Source organism: Sphingomonas sp. J315, assembly GCF_024666595.1.
GTDB lineage: Bacteria > Pseudomonadota > Alphaproteobacteria > Sphingomonadales > Sphingomonadaceae > Sphingomonas.
This window is the reverse complement of the sequence record NZ_CP088296.1, coordinates 960914-976000: the sequence shown is the minus strand read 5'-3', so window position 1 is coordinate 976000 and position 15087 is coordinate 960914. Positions and strand designations below refer to the sequence as shown.

Here is a 15087-nt window from a genome sequence, read left to right as displayed (position 1 = left end):
AGAGCCCGAGTCGGGAATACCCTGCTCTACGCTGGGCTGGTGGAATCTGTGGGTTCGGCCCGCTTGGCGCGCGGCACGAACGCCCAAAGCGTCGCTGCGCCGAGGTTCAGCGCAACGGCGGTGAGGAAGAACGGGGTCACCGAATTGAAGGCGCTGTACAGATATGGAAAGGCAAGACCGGTCGCAAATGCGCCGAAAGCGCCGACCATGTTCATCTGACCGGTCACAGTCCCTGCCCGCTCGCCGCCCACGTCGATGCAGAATGCCCAGGATGGCGGAAGGGTCATGTCGGCACCGAACACCGTGAGGCTGAGGAACAGCACTGCGACGATTGCGGTATCCGCATTGAGGCTTCCGACAAGCCCGATCGCCGCCAAGGCGAAGCCAAGCATCGCCACATAGCGCAGCGATGCGATGCTCCCTGTCCTGCGTACCGCGAAATCCGAACCCACTCCGCCCAGCCAGTTGCCCGCTGCACCCGCCGCCAAGGGAATGGCGGTCATGAATCCGGTTTCGACGGTGGTTAGGCCATAGGTTTTTTGGAGGTAGGGGAAGAGCCAGGACAGGGCGAAGAAAAAGGTGAAACACGACGCGAAATACTGCGTCACGACGAGCCACAGGCCCCCCTGACGCGACGCGCCCTGCTTCGACGTATCGGCCTTCGGAGTGGAAAGTGTTCGCCCGGCGATGATCTGCTGAACTTCCGCCTCGGGCATCCCCCAATGGTCTTCAGGCCGATCCCGGAACAGCGCGTACCAGGCAATGACCCATAGCAAGCCGACCGCGCCCATGATCACAAAGGTCTGCCGCCATCCGAAGGTCGAGAGCATCCAGGCGAGGCCGGGAAGCGCCAGCGCGGCACCGACCCGGGTTCCGGACAGGTTGATGCCGTTGGCGATGCCGCGTTCGGCGGTGGGAAGCCAGCTGTACACCGCCTTGGCACAAGCTGGCATCGCGCCGGCCTCCGCCGCGCCGAACAGGAAGCGGAACAGCAGCAGCGAGAGAAAGCCCCAGGCTGCCCCGGTCAGAGCGGTGAAGCCGGACCAGATGATGACGATTGCGGCGAGCGTCTTGCGCGGCCCGATGCGATCGGCAAGCTGGCCGGACGGCACCTGAAACAGCGCGTAGCCGAGCGCGAACGCGGAGATCACCCAGCCGAACTGCGTGTCGCTAAGCACAAGCTCACCGGTGATCTGCTCCTTCGCCGCTGAGATCACGACGCGGTCCACGTACAGAAGCATAGTGAGGAGAAACGTCCCCACCAACAGGAAATGTCGCCGTCCCATAGTTCAGATACCCCTACCGTTCGCGCGTTGTGGCTGTTCCGGTCGAAGCCCTCGATCGGAGCTATGGGCCGGCATTGGACTGCTCATGCGCAGGACTCAGGCCGTTTCTGCGTCCGCGAGTTCGCCCCCGAGAAAGCCCTTGTCGTCAAGCGCCATCACCAGGCCCACCAGCGCGGCGATGTAGCTGTACTGGCGCAGCCCCATGCACAGGCCGGTCGCCGTGTGGGTGAAGGTCGAAATCAGTTTGCCGCTGGCCAGACCGCGCGGCGTTCCCGGCGCGCCGGAGATGTTTGCGAAATGCACCTCAATGGCCGGCTTGGTCGTATCCTCGAGCGCGTGCCGGACTGCCTCGCCCATCGTCGTCAGGCCCGCCGGGTTGATGATATAGCCATCGACCCGACTGGCCGACCCGTGGATAAACTCAAGAATCTCGCCCATGTGGTTGGAGGAGAATGTCTCGACCTCCACACCGATGTCCGCGCCCGCCGAGGTCACAAATGCCTTGAGGTCGTCCAGCGACCGTATCGTCCCGTAAACCTGCTTGCTGCGGGCACCCAGGCTGGACATGTTCGGCCCGTCGATCAGGGCGATCCGGTGGCGTCGGGAACCGGTGCGGTTCAGGGTGAACGGATGCTGGGTTGTCATCTTGGTCCTCTCGTTTTTTGTCGTTTTGAATTCGTCGGTTAACTCCGCAACGTGCGTAGTGAGGCGAGCCCGCCATCCACCACGACGAATGATCCGGTGACGGAGCCACATGCAGGGTTGATCAGGAACGAAACGGCGTGAGCGACCTCGACCGGATCGACCATCTTTGCAGTGGGTTGCCGCCGCTCATACGCACGACGCTGCGCGGCCGGGTCGCTCGCCCGCTCGATCAGCGCATGCATGAAGGGCGTTTCGACCGTGCCGGGGACGACGCCGTTCACGCGGATGCCTTCGTGCACCAGGTCGGCTGCGATGCTGAGCGTCATGCTGTGGATCGCACCTTTGGATGCCGAATAGGCAGCCCGTTCCGTGATGCCGGAGGTCGCCGAGCATGAAGAGATGTTGACGATTGCGGGGGAGGGCGAAGTTCGCAGCAACGGTAACGCGCAGACCGTGGCCCGCCGGTAGCCCATGAGGTTCACGTTGAGCAGCTCGAGCCATTCTTCGTCGCTGCCGTCCTCGACACCGCCGACGAACGCGATGCCGGCGTTGTTCACCAACGCATCGAGTCCCGCCGCAGCTTGCCCGATCGTCTCAAACGCCTGCCGAACGCTGTCGGACGAGCGCAGATCGGTCTGGATATAGGTTTCGGCACCGTCTGCTGATCCCTGTTTCAGGTCCAGATTGAAGACCGTCGCGCCCTGAGCATTCAGCAGATTGCAGATCGCCTGCCCGATCCCGGCGCTGCCGCCCGTAACTGCGACGCGCAGGCCGCGAGGCAGTGATCCGGTCGGCGCTGTGGCTGAGGCGTTCATGCTTCGCGCACCTTCCAATGTTGTTTGAGATGCCGCGCCAGCGGCTCCGGCCCGGTCAACGGCAACATGTGCCCGCCACGCGGCAGCACTTCGAGTTTCAGGTCCTTGCGCGCCGTCGCGCCGCCGGGGAGCAGGCCATCGAAGGACGAAGCCGGGACCGAGACATCGTCGGCCGCAGCGACGCAGAGCGTTGGCGGCAGTTCGGCGGAATCCAGCGGGAGGCGGCCGAACCCCGCCAGCGATCGCCAGCCATCGGCATATCCATTGGCGGAAATCGCCGAGATCGCTTCTCGCCCATAGGCCAATGCGCTGCGGTAGTCAGGCAGGTCCTGGAGGCCACTGAACCACCGTTTCAGCGATTGCTCGACGGTGTCCGCCATACCGCCCGCTTCGATCTGTCGCGCCCGATCGGCAAAGCTCGGCATGGATTCGAGCGGGGTCGTGACGAGGGTGAGGCTTCGCACTTCACTGCGAAGGGACTTCGCTGCAAGCGTCGCGACGACCCCGCCAAGAGCATGGCCCAGCAGGTGAACCGGACGGTCGATCCAGCGGATCATGTCGAGCGCATCATCGATCAGCGTCTGGAGGGTGAATCCTGCGTCGCTTGCGCGGCTGCCATGGCCGCGATGGTCATAGGAAATCACGTCCAGCGACCCGCCAAGCACATGGCGAAGCGGGTCGAACGCACGCCGGTCCAGCCCCAAAGCGTGGAGGAGCAACACGGCCGGTCCCTCGGGCAGGCCGGATCTGCGAACCACCAGGCTTCGCCCGCCGATACGAACCGTGCGGTCCTCAACGCCGCTCATATACGCCCCTGGCCCGTAGGAGGTTTGCACCTTCAACGGCGACCCAATGCGCCTCGAGCAGGCGGGCGGTGCCGGGTGCCATTGTCAGGGGGAAGAGGTGCCCACCCGCTGGCAGCGTCTCGAGCATGACGCCCGGCCCGGTCGCGCGGCCACTGATCGCAGCGACGATCGCCGACATCGCCGAGGGCGGTGTCGACAGGTCGTCAGCAGCGGCGATGCACAATGTTGCCAGCGGAAAATCTCCGCCGGAGAAGTCGCCGAATGCAGCGAGCGCCCGCCAGGTCGATGCGATGGCGTCCGCGGACAGGGACGTCAGCGCGCGCGATGCATAGTCGATATGCGTCCGCCATTGCGGCGGTGGCGCAACGCCGAACCAGCGCGCGAGGGTCGTTTCCCTGAACTTTTCGATACCGTTGAGGCGCGTCGCATCGGCGCGATCGGCGTAGAGCTTTCCACCCGCCGATGGCGTCGCAAGAAGTGCCAGCGACGCGATACCATGGCCATCCCTGCGAACCCGCTGACACGCCAGCGCCGCGACCACGCCGCCGAACGAGTGTCCCAACACATGTACCGGGCCGTCCGCCACCTGCCGGATATGCGCGGCTGCGTGGGTGACATGATCCTCCAGGCGATCGCTAGCATGGTCGCGCATGCTTCCATGGCCGAGAAGATCGACCGCAACCAGTTGCCGGTCGTCCGTCAGGCTCCCCCTAAGTGGCTCGAACGAATGGCGGTCGATACCCAATGCGTGGAACGCAACCACCGGGATCTTTGGTTGCGCTCCTCCGCTCATGCCGAGCCCTTCCCCAGCACGCCATCGGCTAGCAATTCGTCTGCGGCTGACCGGGGCATGCCCAGCCATGCCGACAGGACAGAGGCATTGTCCTGACCAAGGGCAGGCGGATAGGTCGGGTCCGGGTCCGGGCCACCGGCGAATTTGATGGGATTGCCCACCACCTCGATGCGTCTGCCCCCGGGGGCCTGCATCCCGACGATCATGTCGCGACCCGCGACGCGCGCGTCGTCCAGCGCCTCCGGGACGCGCTTGATCAGTGCGGCAGGGACGTCGTTGGCCTGCAGGCTCTCGACATGTTCGGCCGCGTCTTTCTCAAGAAAGGCGCCCTCCAGCAACCGCCACAGTTGCACGCGATTGGTCAGCCGGTCGGATGCGGTCGCAAAGCGCGCATCGTTCGCCAGCTCCGCCAGGCCGAGGGAATTGCACAGCCCCCGCCACATCTTTTCAGTATTCGCCGTCACGACCAGTTCACGGCCATCCCGCGCCTTGAACGACCGATAGGTGGGGATCGAATCGTGCCGCGCGCCCTGAGGCCCCGGTTCGGTCCCCGCGACGAGCGAATAGGTACCCTGGTAGGAAAGCATCGCGAGCTGGCAATCGAGCATCGCGACGTCGATGATGTCGGCACGGTCGGTTGAATTGCGACGATGCAGCGCCGCGCAAATGGCGATGCAGGCATAGAGGCCCGCAACCGTGTCCCCCGCCGGGATGCCGAGCCGGACGGCTGGCCGGTCAACCTCCCCGGTTATGCTCATCACGCCCGACAGCGCCTGCACGATCATGTCATAGGCGGGCTTTGTGCTGTCCGGTCCGGTCTGCCCGAAACCGCTGATCGACGCCCAGATCAGCCGCGGATGGCTGGCAGCGATCTGCTCAATGTCCAGCCCGATCTTGCGCGCGACGCCGGGCCGGAAATTCTCCACGACAACATCTGCCTTGGCGATCAGTTCCAGCAGCAGCTCCCGTCCGCGATCAGTCTTCAGGTCAATCGAGACGCTGCGCTTGTTACGGTTGATGCCGAGGAAATACAGACTCTGCCCGTCCAGGAAATGCGGGGGGAATGTGCCGGCTCGAATCGCCGCCAGGCGGCTCGACCTTGATCACCTCGGCACCCAGGTCCGCAAGAATTTGCGTACAAAAGGGTCCGGACAGAAATGTGGTGAGGTCCAGTACACGTACACCGTGCAGCGGCTGGCCAGGCGAGCTCATCTGGCTGCCCCGAGGAACCGCGAAATCTCGTCGCTCCTTTCCACGATATCCTTCACAATTGCATCGATACTGGCGCTGGGCATCCGCTCCTGCGGGGAGGTCATGCAAAGGCAGCCGAAAACGCCCTTTGAGTCGAAGATCGGAGCGGCGACGCCTCGCGCGCCCGGGAGTTTTTGCCCTTCGCTGATCGCATATCCCCGCTCGCGCACTTCGCGCAGTTCTGCCATTCTCGCACGCATAGACGGGGGCTTTTCTCCCGACGCTGACGCGGTTGCTTCGCGAAGCAGGGTTTGTTCGATTTCATTGTCTGGCAGGAACGCGAGGATCGCCTTGCCCGACGCACCCCAGTACAAAGACAGCGGCCGGTGAAGATTGATCTGGTAGGTCAGCATTTGGCTGCCGTCGGCACGGTACACGAAGTGCATCGTCCGGTCAGCGGCGACATGCCGCCCGAGAAGAACGGTCTCATTGTACTTGGCTGCCAATGCGTCGACGATGGGCTGCGCGATTGTCACCTGGGACATGCCCTGGATCACCCGTGCCGAGATCCGGTAGAAGCGCGGCCCGATGCGATAGATGCCGCTGCCCGACGCGACGACGAACCCTTCCGCGACCAGCGCATTGAGCAGCCGGTGCGCGGTAGACGGAGGCACCTTGAGATCGGCGCTGACCTGCTTGACCGTCACCGGTCCCGGCGCGTCAGCCAGATGTGCCAACAGGTAGAGCGCGCGGCTGATGATGCTTGTGCCCGGCCCTTCGTCATTCCCGTCCGTCATATTTCGTCCAGCACCTTCAAGATGTGGATGGCGCATGCGCCATGATCCAGTTGAGCTATGCCTCCGCCGGTGACGTGCGTCATGCCGATGCGTGCATCGGGTACCTGGCGTCTGCCCGCCTGGCCCGTCAGCTGCCAATATAGTTCGACAATCTGTGCGACACCGCTGCAGCCAACCGGATGTCCCTTGGACAGCAGGCCGCCGCTCGGATTGACGACGACGCTCCCGCCGAACGTACTGTGGCCCGAGGCAAGAAAGGATGCGGATTCCCCATCTTCGCACAGCCCCAATGCCTCGTAGTAGACAAGTTCCGCGATGGAGAATGCGTCGTGAAGTTCGACGACATCCACATCCTGCGGCCCAATTCCCGCTTGCTCGAATGCTTCCCGCGCGGAGTGCCGGGTAATCTCGGGCCGCAGCATGTTGCGAAAGCCGGATGTGGGCGTCCCGGAGTGCAGCACCGACCCGCAAATCTCCACCGTCGGCAGGGCCAGTCGCTTGCGGAGCTTGTCGTTCACCACGATGACGGCAGCCGCGCCGTCGCCGGTCGGACAGCATTGCAGCAGCGTCAGTGGGTCGGAAATCATCCGGGAAGCGAGGACCTCTTCGACACTGGTCAGCTTTTTGCAACTGTGCGAACGGATTCATCGCGCCATGCCGCCGGGCCTTTACGCTGACCTGGGCCAGCAATTCGACCGGCTCGCCTCGCTCGTGCAAGTATCGCCGCGCCCGCATCGCATATAGGGCAGGCATCACCATGCCGTTGCGTACCTCGATATCTTCCGCGACGAGCGGCAAAGTGCCGCCACCGAACTGGGTCAGCTTGTCGACTCCGATGACCAGTGCCGCGACATGTTCCCCGCTGCACACGCTCTTCCAGGCGAGGTGCAGCGCGCTGGCCCCGCCCGAGCATGCGTTGTCGACGTTGATGACCGGAACGCCTCCGATCCCTACCTCTTTGACAATACGTTGGCCGGTCAGCATTCCGCCAAAGGCATGACCGCAATACACGGCTTCGATTTCGCTCGGCTCAAGCCCGGCGTCGCGAATTGCCTTGCGGACCGGCGGGACCGCCAATCCGCTGTAGCTTGAATCGCGATGCTTCCCCATCGGGATCATCGCACCGCTCACAATGAAGGCGCGGCTCACTCGCTTTGTCCCGCGACAGGCTCAACAAACCATTCGGAGTTTTCACTGGCGAGGCGAACGACACCGTCACAGCGCAATGCGTGATCGGGGCCTCGGATCTTGGCCAGTACGCGGACATCTCCGGGAAAATCTACATAGCCGATCGTGTAAGGTGCGGGCTGCGACGAAGACACGTGTACCGTCGAGAAGCTGTAAAGCACGCCTTCCGGCCCGACTTCGATGCACTTTTCGCCCGGCCTGTGGGGGAAACTGCGCTGACCTTCAGCTGTCAGGGAGCAGCGCAAAAATGTCGCACCATTGAGCACGACAAAGGCGGGCAGGGCGGTAACATCCAAATCCGAAACCGGATATCCCTCGATGGGTACGGTCTCACCAGGGGGATGTTGGCTGAAACTCATGTCGTTATTCCAATGAACGGAATTGCTTTCCGTCAGAAGAAACGATTAGCAGCGCCGTCACGCTAGTTCAACCCTGAAGATTGCTGTGGATTCCGAATTTGGTTGTCATACGGAATCGATGCGCGATGGCCCACCGGCATCCGCGCGGTCCCTTGCTCAGCCCAGGCAGCAGATGAAGGCTCAGGAGAAGACGGCCATGGCGCACGCCCTGTTCCATTGCTTCGGGCCCTCCATCCGCGTGAGCGTTTCCAGCACAGTCGCTCACTGTGTTGCCACAGGCACTGGCCCCGTGTGGGCTACCCGCAAACGCCGCTCCTGGCGTCGTGGCGACGAGCCCGTCGTGATGTCTCCTCGACACTGGGCGTCCAGTCCCGCCTGCGCATGGCGTGACCTGAATGCTGGTCTCAAGATCAGCCCGGGCCGGGCAATTCCAGATACAGCGCCGCACCGCGCCGCCAGCGTGGATCATGTGCGACCGTTCCGCCGATCAATTGCGCCATCCGGCGGGAAGACGGGAGGCCAAGGCCAACGCCTCTACCAGTTGCTGGCCCGTCGCCGTAGCCGGCAAATTCGATGAACATCCGCCCCGCCTGATCGCTGGATATCCCCCGCCCGTTATCGAGGACATAGACTCGCACAAATTTTCCCACCCGCCGTGTACCGATCAGCACCCGCGTGCCTCGCGAATGCCGCACCGCGTTGTGGATGAGGTTGCGAAGCGCGCGCAGCACCAGATGAGGATCACCCGTCGCATGGCGTCGGCCAGGAATGCAGCGCAGGTCAAAGTCGCTTGCCCCGCAGACCGGTGCGGTTTCGGTGCAGATGCGCTTCAGGAGCTCAGCCAGGTCCAGCCGCTCGATCGTCGGCTGGATGATACCGCTGTCGAGCCGCAAATGATCGAGCAGTCGGTCAAGCAAATGCGCTGCCTCGTCGAACGCCAGCCGCGCCTTGGCCACTGCATCCTGCCGATCGCGGCCCTTGCCGACGGCGACGCGGTTGAAGAACAGGGCAGCCGCCTGAAGCGGCTGGCGCAGATCGTGGGTCGCAGCTGCGATGAAGCGGGTCTTGCTGGTGCGCGCCTCGGTCACCTCGGTCAGCGCGGCGGCGAGCTCGTCCGACACCCGCTCCGCCCGCAGCCGCGCCTCGATGGTCGACCGGATCGCGACCTTCAGCACCACCGCCACGCCGATCATCAGCGCCCCGAACGCGACCAGAAACAAGGCGAGCGGCACGGAATAGGGGCCGGGATTGATCAGGAAGAAGACCGCCGCCGAGCCGAAGATCGACACGACGCCGAAGACGATATTTTCGATCGCTTCGGCCGTGGAAATCACCTGCCCTGAAATCGTCGCGGCGTAGAACACGACCATCAGCAATTGCAGCGCTTCCGAGGCATAGGGCAGCAACGCCCAGACGCTGGAAGCGACCGCCAAGTCGAACAGCACGGCAACCACTTTGCCAAGTGGCGCAAACACTCGCACCACCGTCGCGTCATCGGGCTTCAGCAGATAGACCGACAGCGGCAGGCCGATCATCGATGCGACCACCAATGCGGTAAAGATCGTCCACCCCCAAAGCGGACCCGGAGGCGCAATCGGCGCAAACAGCAGGTGGACATAGGCCAGCGTGCCGCCGACCAGCAGCGAGAAGGCACCGGCCAGAAAAAACTCGATCCGCGATTCAGTCGCGCGGATCGTGACGCGGTCAGAGACGGCACCGGGCTGCATTTCCCGGTTGAACGCCCAATCGCCCGCCTGTGCAAGAGGGCTAGCCATCTGGCTAGCCCATCCGGGCGATGCGCGGTGCCGGGCGATGGGACAGTGTTTCACCACGGGGCCGAAGGGCGCTGCGGGGAGACGGGCGATGCTGCGAACGATCGCGATTGTAGCTTTGGCAGGAACCGGCGCCATGCTGCTCCTTCCGCATGGCGCGGGGCTGGCGCAGGCCAGCCGCACGGTGACCGTAAGCGTGCTCGACAGCGCCGGACGACCGGTTCCGAATGCAGTGGTCTGCGCCGGATCCAGCGCCACAGCACGGGGCGACCTGGGCAGCGGGCGGACCGACGCGAATGGGCGGGCGACATTTGCGGTCGCGGCCGCGCCGCCGCCACGTATTGGCCAGGGCAGCCCGGCGACGCCGCCCATTTCCTATACCAGCCACAACGCGACCAGTGGCGCTTCGGTTGTGACGCCGACCCTGACGGTGACGCTGCGGCTGGCCACGGGTGGTCCGCGCTGCCCGCAGACCAGCCATGTCGTGGCGACGCCGGGCCAGATCATCCCGCCAATCGCGCCGGGGGCTGTGCCGGTTCGACCCGTCCCGCCAGCGCCCATCGTCCTCAACCTCGGCAAGCGCTGCTTCGGTGCCGCCGGAGCCAATTGCAGTGACGAGGGGACGGAACTGGGCACCTGTGACGACGGCAGCTGCAAGATCAACCGGGGCAGCTGGGAGCATGACGAATGCTGCTTCGCCAATCCCGAGGGCGGGGTTTGCGACGACAAACCATGGGAGGTCATCACCGCCCAGGGCATCGCTGGACGACCGCAGATCTGCACGGCGGAATTCAACCTCGCCTTCGCCCGATTGAATGGCCCCTACACCTGGAAACGCCGAGTCGATTTCGCCGCGCGCAACAACACCGGGCGCGTCGTACATGGCGATTATTGCGCGCCACGCGATGCCTTTGTGCCAGTCGGTGAGGAACGCTTCTGCTGCTCGCGCGCCACCCGTGCGCCCAATGCAGGCGACATCGCCCGGTTCACCCTGACCGCGGGCGGCAATATCGGGGCGCTGCCGGCACCCCGCATCTGCACCTAGTGCGCGCAGGAGAGCCCGGATGCTGATGCTCATGCTGCTGATGATGATCCGCACTGCGGCTCAGCCCGCCATCGTCCTCCCGGTTTGCACCGTGGCCAGCCACGATGTGCTGATGGTGCGGACGGGGCGCGATGTTTGTGCTGCGCCGAGAAACGCACAGGGCCGCCCACGCGCCATGGGCTTTCTGCCGACGCAGTGCGCCCGCGCCGAAGCGACCTATCGGATCGATGCGCGGGGCCGAAACGATCTTTGCCTGGGGGAAGATGATGCGCCGATTTGCCAAGCTGATGACTGGGGTCGCGTCAGCGATGCTGCTGTGCGCGTGCGGCGGGCTTCCGGGTGGCGTCGAGAGCGCGTCGAGTCAGGCAGCGCCCGCCTTGCCGGCGGACAGTGCGGCGCTGAAGGCGCAGGGGCTGGCGGCGCTCAACGTCGGCGATCACCGCGCTGCCATCGCGGTCTTGTCCGAAGCCACCGCGCGATCCCCGCGCGATTCGGAACTCCAGACGCTGCTTGGCCTCGCCTACCACAAGGCCGGTGCCAGCGACCCCGAGGCGATCGAACTGGCGCTGGCAGGCTATGACCTTGCGCTGAAGGCGCAGCCCGGCAACTTCTGGGCCGCCGCGCTGGCTGGCCGCGCAGCCTATGACCGGGGGCGCTTTGACGAGGCAACCCGCCGCTTTGGCCAGGCGGTACTCGCCCAGCCCGACGATCCCCGCGGATTGATGGCGCTGGCGCAGGCGGCGTACATGAACGGTGACGCCGTGCTGGCCGCCGTTGCGGCGAGTCGCGCGGCCGAGCGCTTTGCCACTGCGCCGGAACGTGCCGAGGCGCTGAAGCTTGCGGCGATGGCGGAAGCCGGGTCGGGCAATGCCGTGCGCGGCAATGCGCTGGTCGATGCCGTCGCCATCCTCGATCCCGCAGGTGCCCGCGCTCTCGCGCCGCGCGTCGCACAGCTGGCGCAGACCGCTCCGGTGGACGGTGTCGGCGCGGGTGCCGGAGCCACCACCGCGCCCGTCGCGCCCAGCCAGATTTCGGTCGATGTCGCCATCGTCCTGGCGCAGAACACGTCGCGCGAGCGCATCGGCATCAACCTGCTGGACGGCCTCAGCCTCCAATATGGGTATAATCGCGCCGATAGCCGACGGATCGCCCGCAGCGATGCTGGCAGCACCAACACGCTCGATCGCGTCATCACCGAGGCGATCGGCATTCCGCAGCTGACCTACAACCTCAACCTGTTCAATCGGGGCGGGCAGAATTACCAGGTCGTCGCGCGTCCGACGCTGACCGCCTATTCGGGGGAGACCAGCGAATTCTTCGTCGGCCGCACGCTCAAGGTCGCAGTCAGCGGCATCAACGCGGGCCAGCTCGAAACCATCGACATCGGTATCGAGCTAAAGGTGACGCCGGTCGCGATCACCCCCGACGGCACACGGGTGAAGATCGAAACGGGGCGCTCGTTCCTGACCGCCGATCCGGCCGGCAATTTCAATGAAGCGCTGACCACCTTTCGCCAGCGGGTCGCCGCGACAGCCGAACTGCGCTTTGGGGAAACGCTGGTCCTGTCGGGGCTGTCGGAAAGCGTCGACGACGCCACATTCTCCAAGACGCCGGTGCTGGGCGAGGTGCCGCTCATCGGGTCGCTGTTCAATGAGCGTGCCAGACAATCGCGGCGCGACGCCGTCCTGATCCTCGTGACGCCATCGCGCCCGGCGGCGCTGCCCGGTCGCGCCTGGGCGCGGGCGGAGGCGGTGGAACGGCTGGCCGAACTGTGGACGCAGATCGTCGATCCGTCCTCCAACGGCGTCGATGCCGCCGGACGACTGAAATCAATGCGCATGTTCACCCGGATGGCACCGGGCGATTCCCCCCTGTCCTGGCCCAATCCAGGCCGGGTTAGCGCCGAGATGCTTGGCAACTTGCTGGTGCCTTGACCGATTTCGAGAGGGAGACTGAACGATGCTGAGCCTGATCCTTGCCATCGCCATGGCCGCGCAGAGCGGCGACCCGGAAGTGGGGAGCGGCTTTCACGGCTGCGCAACCGATGCCGAGCTGCAACTGGCGCTCGACCCCCGGCCGCGCACGACAATCCCCGGCAATGTCGTCGCGAGCGAGCCACGCTATGTCGTGCGCTGCGTGCGCCGACGGATCGACGGTCCCATCCAATGCCCCCGGGCCAGGGCGTGCTGGCGCACGCCGGGCGCGACCGCTGCGTTGCCGCAAGCGGTAGCGGCGGTACTACTGTCGTCATGACCGACGGTTCGGTCCGCCGGACCACCGATGGCGTCAGCAATACGATCATGTTCGGCGAAACTACCTCGCCTTGCCCGAGCGGAAAGACACTGTTGATCGACGCCGAAGGGAAGATCGATCGCTGCGGGATCCAGGCTCAGCACCCGCCGAGCCAGATGGTCCCGCAATCACTGAAGGTGCTGCGCCGCATCACCGCATCGCCGATGTTCTGAAGCCCCCAAGACATTCAGGAGAAACGCCATGACCCCGATCAAACTTGCACTGTGCCTGGGTGCCGCCGGCATTGCGACATTGAGCTCCGCGCCGGCCAAAGCCGAGTGGGAATCGATCAAGCGTTACGAGCATCTCGGCAGCCAGTTCCAGAATCCGGATCGCTGCCGACAAACGCACGACCGCGAAGCCGCCCTGCGCCGCAGCCAGGGAACCGTGCTGCGATTGCCCGCCGGCTTTCAGGACCGGATCGAGGTGTTTGGCCACCTGATCGACATGAGTCCGTCGGCCGGGATCGAGGGCGGGTCGGGCAGCGTGCAGCTGTACCACAAATATAGCGGTTTTGCGAATAACGGGCGTGGCTGCGGTGCGATCGGGTCCGTCATCCTGACGGTCAATCTCCCGCGTGACGCCACCGGTCGCCGTACCTTTGTCGTCGGCAGCGAGCGGATCACAGTGGATATCGTCCGCCCGACGTTGAGCGCGCTCAACTGGTCCAGCCGCACCAATACGGGGCGACCCACGGTCAGCACGCCGGCACCCGCGCCGACATCTGGCCCGACACCGACGCCGCTGCCCGGTCGCAATCCGGTGACCATCGTCAGTGGCAATTGCCCGCCGGGCTCGGGGTGCGGCAGCGGCACCGGGAGCGGCGTCATTGTGACCGGGCCGAGCGGCAGCACCGCTATAACGCCGGGCGGCGGCGTGAACCTGCCCGACGCAATGGGTAGTTGCATCCGTCAGATCGGCGGCGACATCAATTTTGCGAGCCGCTCCATGACCGTGACGCTGCCGCGCAACCGAAGCGGTGCCGGTGTGCGGGAGTGCCTGCTGCGGCCACTCTATATCGAGGCCGATGTGACATCGGCGGCACTGCATATCGACCATGACGGCAGCATCGGCGAGCGCGACCGCAAGCGCGCTGCGAGTTATGTCCCGCCCACATATGGAACTTATGCATTGTTGGGAGGACCGACCGTTCTTCCCATCGACCGTGATTTCTTCCGTCTGACGCTGTTGCCGGCGATGGTCGACAGCTTTCGCGGGGAGCGGAGTTACACCATCAGCCCGCTGACCAGCGGTGGTAATCCGCTGACCCTTATCGTGCGGGCACCGAACTAAGCCCCTCTTGCCCCGGCTTGGATGTGCCCAAGCCGGGGCAGATTGGGATCTGAACTCGACTAGAACTGGGTCGACTTCAGACCCTAGGTCACACCAGCCCGCGATCCCGGGCGCGTGCCACCGCCTCGGTGCGGTTGGCCGCGCCCAGTACCGCAAAGATATGCGCCAGATGCGACTTGATCGTGGCCGGCGACAGGCCGAGGAGACGGGCAATTTCCTTGTTCGAGCGACCCCGTGCCAGTTGATCCAGCACGTCAACGTGCCGCTGACTGAGTCGCTCGAAGCTCGGCATGTTGGTGGCGGGAGGCGGCATATCGGCCTCGCATGCCGGCGGCGCGTCGCCCGTCGCCAGCGCGGCCACCCGATCGGGCAAATACCGCCCGCCGGCCAATACCAGCCGCAGTGCCGCTTCCACCACGCCGGGCTCCACCGTCTTGGGGACGAAGCCGTCGACCCCGATCGACAGCGCCGTCAACAGATCCTCGTCGGATTGGGAGCCGGTAATCACCACGATCCGCGCTGCCGGTGCCCGCATCTTCAGCCCGCGCAAACCCTCGCTCGCGCCGGTGCCGGGCATGTGCAGGTCGACGACGCACAGCGACAAGTCGCGACACGACTCCGCGAGTACCCAGGCATCGGCGAAATTGGCCGCGGTCAGCACCGGTGCGTCAACAAGCTCGGCTAGCGTCATTGCCAACGCCGAGCGCACCAGCGGATGATCGTCGCAAACCAGTGTCGTCATCGGACGCCCCCTTCGGCACCGTAACGAACATGCAAGTGATGACAAGCGATTCAGCCCCGACAG

Annotated in this window: 17 protein-coding genes and 1 pseudogene; 5 read left to right on the top strand and 13 right to left on the bottom strand. The window is 64.9% G+C overall.

Annotated elements, in window-relative coordinates; genetic code table 11:
- Nucleotides 1-26: 26 nt before the first annotated feature.
- From LRS08_RS05195 to LRS08_RS05150, 12 genes and pseudogenes are all read right to left on the bottom strand, one after another.
- Nucleotides 27-1241: an MFS transporter gene (locus tag LRS08_RS05195; RefSeq protein ID WP_260481406.1), complete on the bottom strand. Its 1215-nt coding sequence runs from the start codon at nucleotides 1239-1241 to the stop codon at nucleotides 27-29.
- A gap of 141 nt (nucleotides 1242-1382) precedes the next feature.
- Complete coding sequence (locus LRS08_RS05190) at nucleotides 1383-1931, bottom strand: 3-dehydroquinate dehydratase (protein ID WP_257844640.1); 549 nt, start codon at nucleotides 1929-1931, stop codon at nucleotides 1383-1385.
- A gap of 38 nt (nucleotides 1932-1969) precedes the next feature.
- A complete protein-coding gene (locus LRS08_RS05185) occupies nucleotides 1970-2746 on the bottom strand; it encodes an SDR family NAD(P)-dependent oxidoreductase (protein ID WP_257844641.1) in 777 nt (258 codons plus the stop codon).
- Nucleotides 2743-3552 carry an alpha/beta fold hydrolase gene (locus LRS08_RS05180; RefSeq protein ID WP_257844642.1) on the bottom strand — a complete coding sequence of 270 codons (810 nt, stop codon included), beginning with the start codon at nucleotides 3550-3552 and terminating at the stop codon, nucleotides 2743-2745. The genes LRS08_RS05185 and LRS08_RS05180 overlap by 4 nt, the downstream gene beginning before the upstream one ends.
- Nucleotides 3539-4345: an alpha/beta fold hydrolase gene (locus LRS08_RS05175; RefSeq protein WP_257844643.1), complete on the bottom strand. Its 807-nt coding sequence runs from the start codon at nucleotides 4343-4345 to the stop codon at nucleotides 3539-3541. Before LRS08_RS05175 ends, LRS08_RS05180 begins: the two co-directional genes overlap by 14 nt.
- Nucleotides 4342-5424 carry a CaiB/BaiF CoA transferase family protein gene (locus LRS08_RS05170; protein ID WP_409456292.1) on the bottom strand — a complete coding sequence of 361 codons (1083 nt, stop codon included), beginning with the start codon at nucleotides 5422-5424 and terminating at the stop codon, nucleotides 4342-4344. Before LRS08_RS05170 ends, LRS08_RS05175 begins: the two co-directional genes overlap by 4 nt.
- A complete protein-coding gene (locus tag LRS08_RS20210; protein WP_409456276.1) occupies nucleotides 5354-5557 on the bottom strand; it encodes a CoA transferase in 204 nt (67 codons plus the stop codon). Before LRS08_RS20210 ends, LRS08_RS05170 begins: the two co-directional genes overlap by 71 nt.
- The gene (locus LRS08_RS05165) at nucleotides 5554-6333 is read right to left on the bottom strand and encodes an IclR family transcriptional regulator (protein ID WP_257844645.1); all 780 of its coding nucleotides are present in this window, start codon (nucleotides 6331-6333) and stop codon (nucleotides 5554-5556) included. Before LRS08_RS05165 ends, LRS08_RS20210 begins: the two co-directional genes overlap by 4 nt.
- The gene (locus tag LRS08_RS05160; RefSeq protein WP_260481405.1) at nucleotides 6330-6920 is read right to left on the bottom strand and encodes a thiolase family protein; all 591 of its coding nucleotides are present in this window, start codon (nucleotides 6918-6920) and stop codon (nucleotides 6330-6332) included. Before LRS08_RS05160 ends, LRS08_RS05165 begins: the two co-directional genes overlap by 4 nt.
- A gap of 268 nt (nucleotides 6921-7188) precedes the next feature.
- Nucleotides 7189-7443: pseudogene (locus tag LRS08_RS20205) on the bottom strand (lipid-transfer protein); the annotation flags it as partial.
- A 35-nt stretch (nucleotides 7444-7478) separates the two neighbouring features.
- Nucleotides 7479-7880, bottom strand: a complete 402-nt coding sequence (locus tag LRS08_RS05155; protein WP_260481404.1) for an OB-fold domain-containing protein — start codon at nucleotides 7878-7880, stop codon at nucleotides 7479-7481.
- 410 nt (nucleotides 7881-8290) lie between these two features.
- A complete protein-coding gene (locus LRS08_RS05150) occupies nucleotides 8291-9655 on the bottom strand; it encodes a sensor histidine kinase KdpD (RefSeq protein WP_257844647.1) in 1365 nt (454 codons plus the stop codon).
- A gap of 133 nt (nucleotides 9656-9788) precedes the next feature.
- Here LRS08_RS05150 and LRS08_RS05145 point away from each other — a divergent pair, with 133 nt between their 5' ends.
- From LRS08_RS05145 to LRS08_RS05125, 5 genes are all read left to right on the top strand, one after another.
- On the top strand, nucleotides 9789-10697 hold the full coding sequence (locus LRS08_RS05145) for an Ig-like domain-containing protein (RefSeq protein ID WP_257844648.1): 909 nt from the start codon (nucleotides 9789-9791) through the stop codon (nucleotides 10695-10697).
- Between the two features lie 287 nt (nucleotides 10698-10984).
- Nucleotides 10985-12631 (top strand): tetratricopeptide repeat protein, encoded by a 1647-nt coding sequence (locus LRS08_RS05140; RefSeq protein WP_260481403.1) that lies wholly within the window; start codon nucleotides 10985-10987, stop codon nucleotides 12629-12631.
- Between the two features lie 25 nt (nucleotides 12632-12656).
- On the top strand, nucleotides 12657-12950 hold the full coding sequence (locus LRS08_RS05135; protein ID WP_257844650.1) for a hypothetical protein: 294 nt from the start codon (nucleotides 12657-12659) through the stop codon (nucleotides 12948-12950).
- The gene (locus LRS08_RS05130) at nucleotides 12947-13162 is read left to right on the top strand and encodes a hypothetical protein (RefSeq protein ID WP_257844651.1); all 216 of its coding nucleotides are present in this window, start codon (nucleotides 12947-12949) and stop codon (nucleotides 13160-13162) included. The genes LRS08_RS05135 and LRS08_RS05130 overlap by 4 nt, the downstream gene beginning before the upstream one ends.
- 28 nt (nucleotides 13163-13190) lie before the next feature.
- The gene (locus LRS08_RS05125; protein ID WP_257844652.1) at nucleotides 13191-14282 is read left to right on the top strand and encodes a hypothetical protein; all 1092 of its coding nucleotides are present in this window, start codon (nucleotides 13191-13193) and stop codon (nucleotides 14280-14282) included.
- 88 nt (nucleotides 14283-14370) lie between these two features.
- On the opposite strand, the gene LRS08_RS05120 is transcribed toward LRS08_RS05125, so the two are convergent.
- Nucleotides 14371-15024 (bottom strand): response regulator transcription factor, encoded by a 654-nt coding sequence (locus LRS08_RS05120; protein WP_257844653.1) that lies wholly within the window; start codon nucleotides 15022-15024, stop codon nucleotides 14371-14373.
- Nucleotides 15025-15087: the final 63 nt, after the last annotated feature.

Excerpts from the sequence above, each read along its gene's own strand:
- LRS08_RS05195 (WP_260481406.1), bottom strand. The coding sequence starts at position 1,241 with ATGCTTCTGTACGTGGACCGCGTCGTGATCTCAGCGGCGAAGGAGCAG.
- LRS08_RS05190 (WP_257844640.1), bottom strand. The coding sequence starts at position 1,931 with ATGACAACCCAGCATCCGTTCACCCTGAACCGCACCGGTTCCCGACGC.
- LRS08_RS05185 (WP_257844641.1), bottom strand. The coding sequence starts at position 2,746 with ATGAACGCCTCAGCCACAGCGCCGACCGGATCACTGCCTCGCGGCCTG.
- LRS08_RS05180 (WP_257844642.1), bottom strand. The coding sequence starts at position 3,552 with ATGAGCGGCGTTGAGGACCGCACGGTTCGTATCGGCGGGCGAAGCCTG.
- LRS08_RS05175 (WP_257844643.1), bottom strand. The coding sequence starts at position 4,345 with ATGAGCGGAGGAGCGCAACCAAAGATCCCGGTGGTTGCGTTCCACGCA.
- LRS08_RS20210 (WP_409456276.1), bottom strand. The coding sequence starts at position 5,557 with ATGAGCTCGCCTGGCCAGCCGCTGCACGGTGTACGTGTACTGGACCTC.
- LRS08_RS05165 (WP_257844645.1), bottom strand. The coding sequence starts at position 6,333 with ATGACGGACGGGAATGACGAAGGGCCGGGCACAAGCATCATCAGCCGC.
- LRS08_RS05160 (WP_260481405.1), bottom strand. The coding sequence starts at position 6,920 with ATGATTTCCGACCCACTGACGCTGCTGCAATGCTGTCCGACCGGCGAC.
- LRS08_RS05155 (WP_260481404.1), bottom strand. The coding sequence starts at position 7,880 with ATGAGTTTCAGCCAACATCCCCCTGGTGAGACCGTACCCATCGAGGGA.
- LRS08_RS05150 (WP_257844647.1), bottom strand. The coding sequence starts at position 9,655 with ATGGCTAGCCCTCTTGCACAGGCGGGCGATTGGGCGTTCAACCGGGAA.
- LRS08_RS05145 (WP_257844648.1), top strand. The coding sequence starts at position 9,789 with ATGCTGCTCCTTCCGCATGGCGCGGGGCTGGCGCAGGCCAGCCGCACG.
- LRS08_RS05140 (WP_260481403.1), top strand. The coding sequence starts at position 10,985 with ATGACTGGGGTCGCGTCAGCGATGCTGCTGTGCGCGTGCGGCGGGCTT.
- LRS08_RS05135 (WP_257844650.1), top strand. The coding sequence starts at position 12,657 with ATGCTGAGCCTGATCCTTGCCATCGCCATGGCCGCGCAGAGCGGCGAC.
- LRS08_RS05130 (WP_257844651.1), top strand. The coding sequence starts at position 12,947 with ATGACCGACGGTTCGGTCCGCCGGACCACCGATGGCGTCAGCAATACG.
- LRS08_RS05125 (WP_257844652.1), top strand. The coding sequence starts at position 13,191 with ATGACCCCGATCAAACTTGCACTGTGCCTGGGTGCCGCCGGCATTGCG.
- LRS08_RS05120 (WP_257844653.1), bottom strand. The coding sequence starts at position 15,024 with ATGACGACACTGGTTTGCGACGATCATCCGCTGGTGCGCTCGGCGTTG.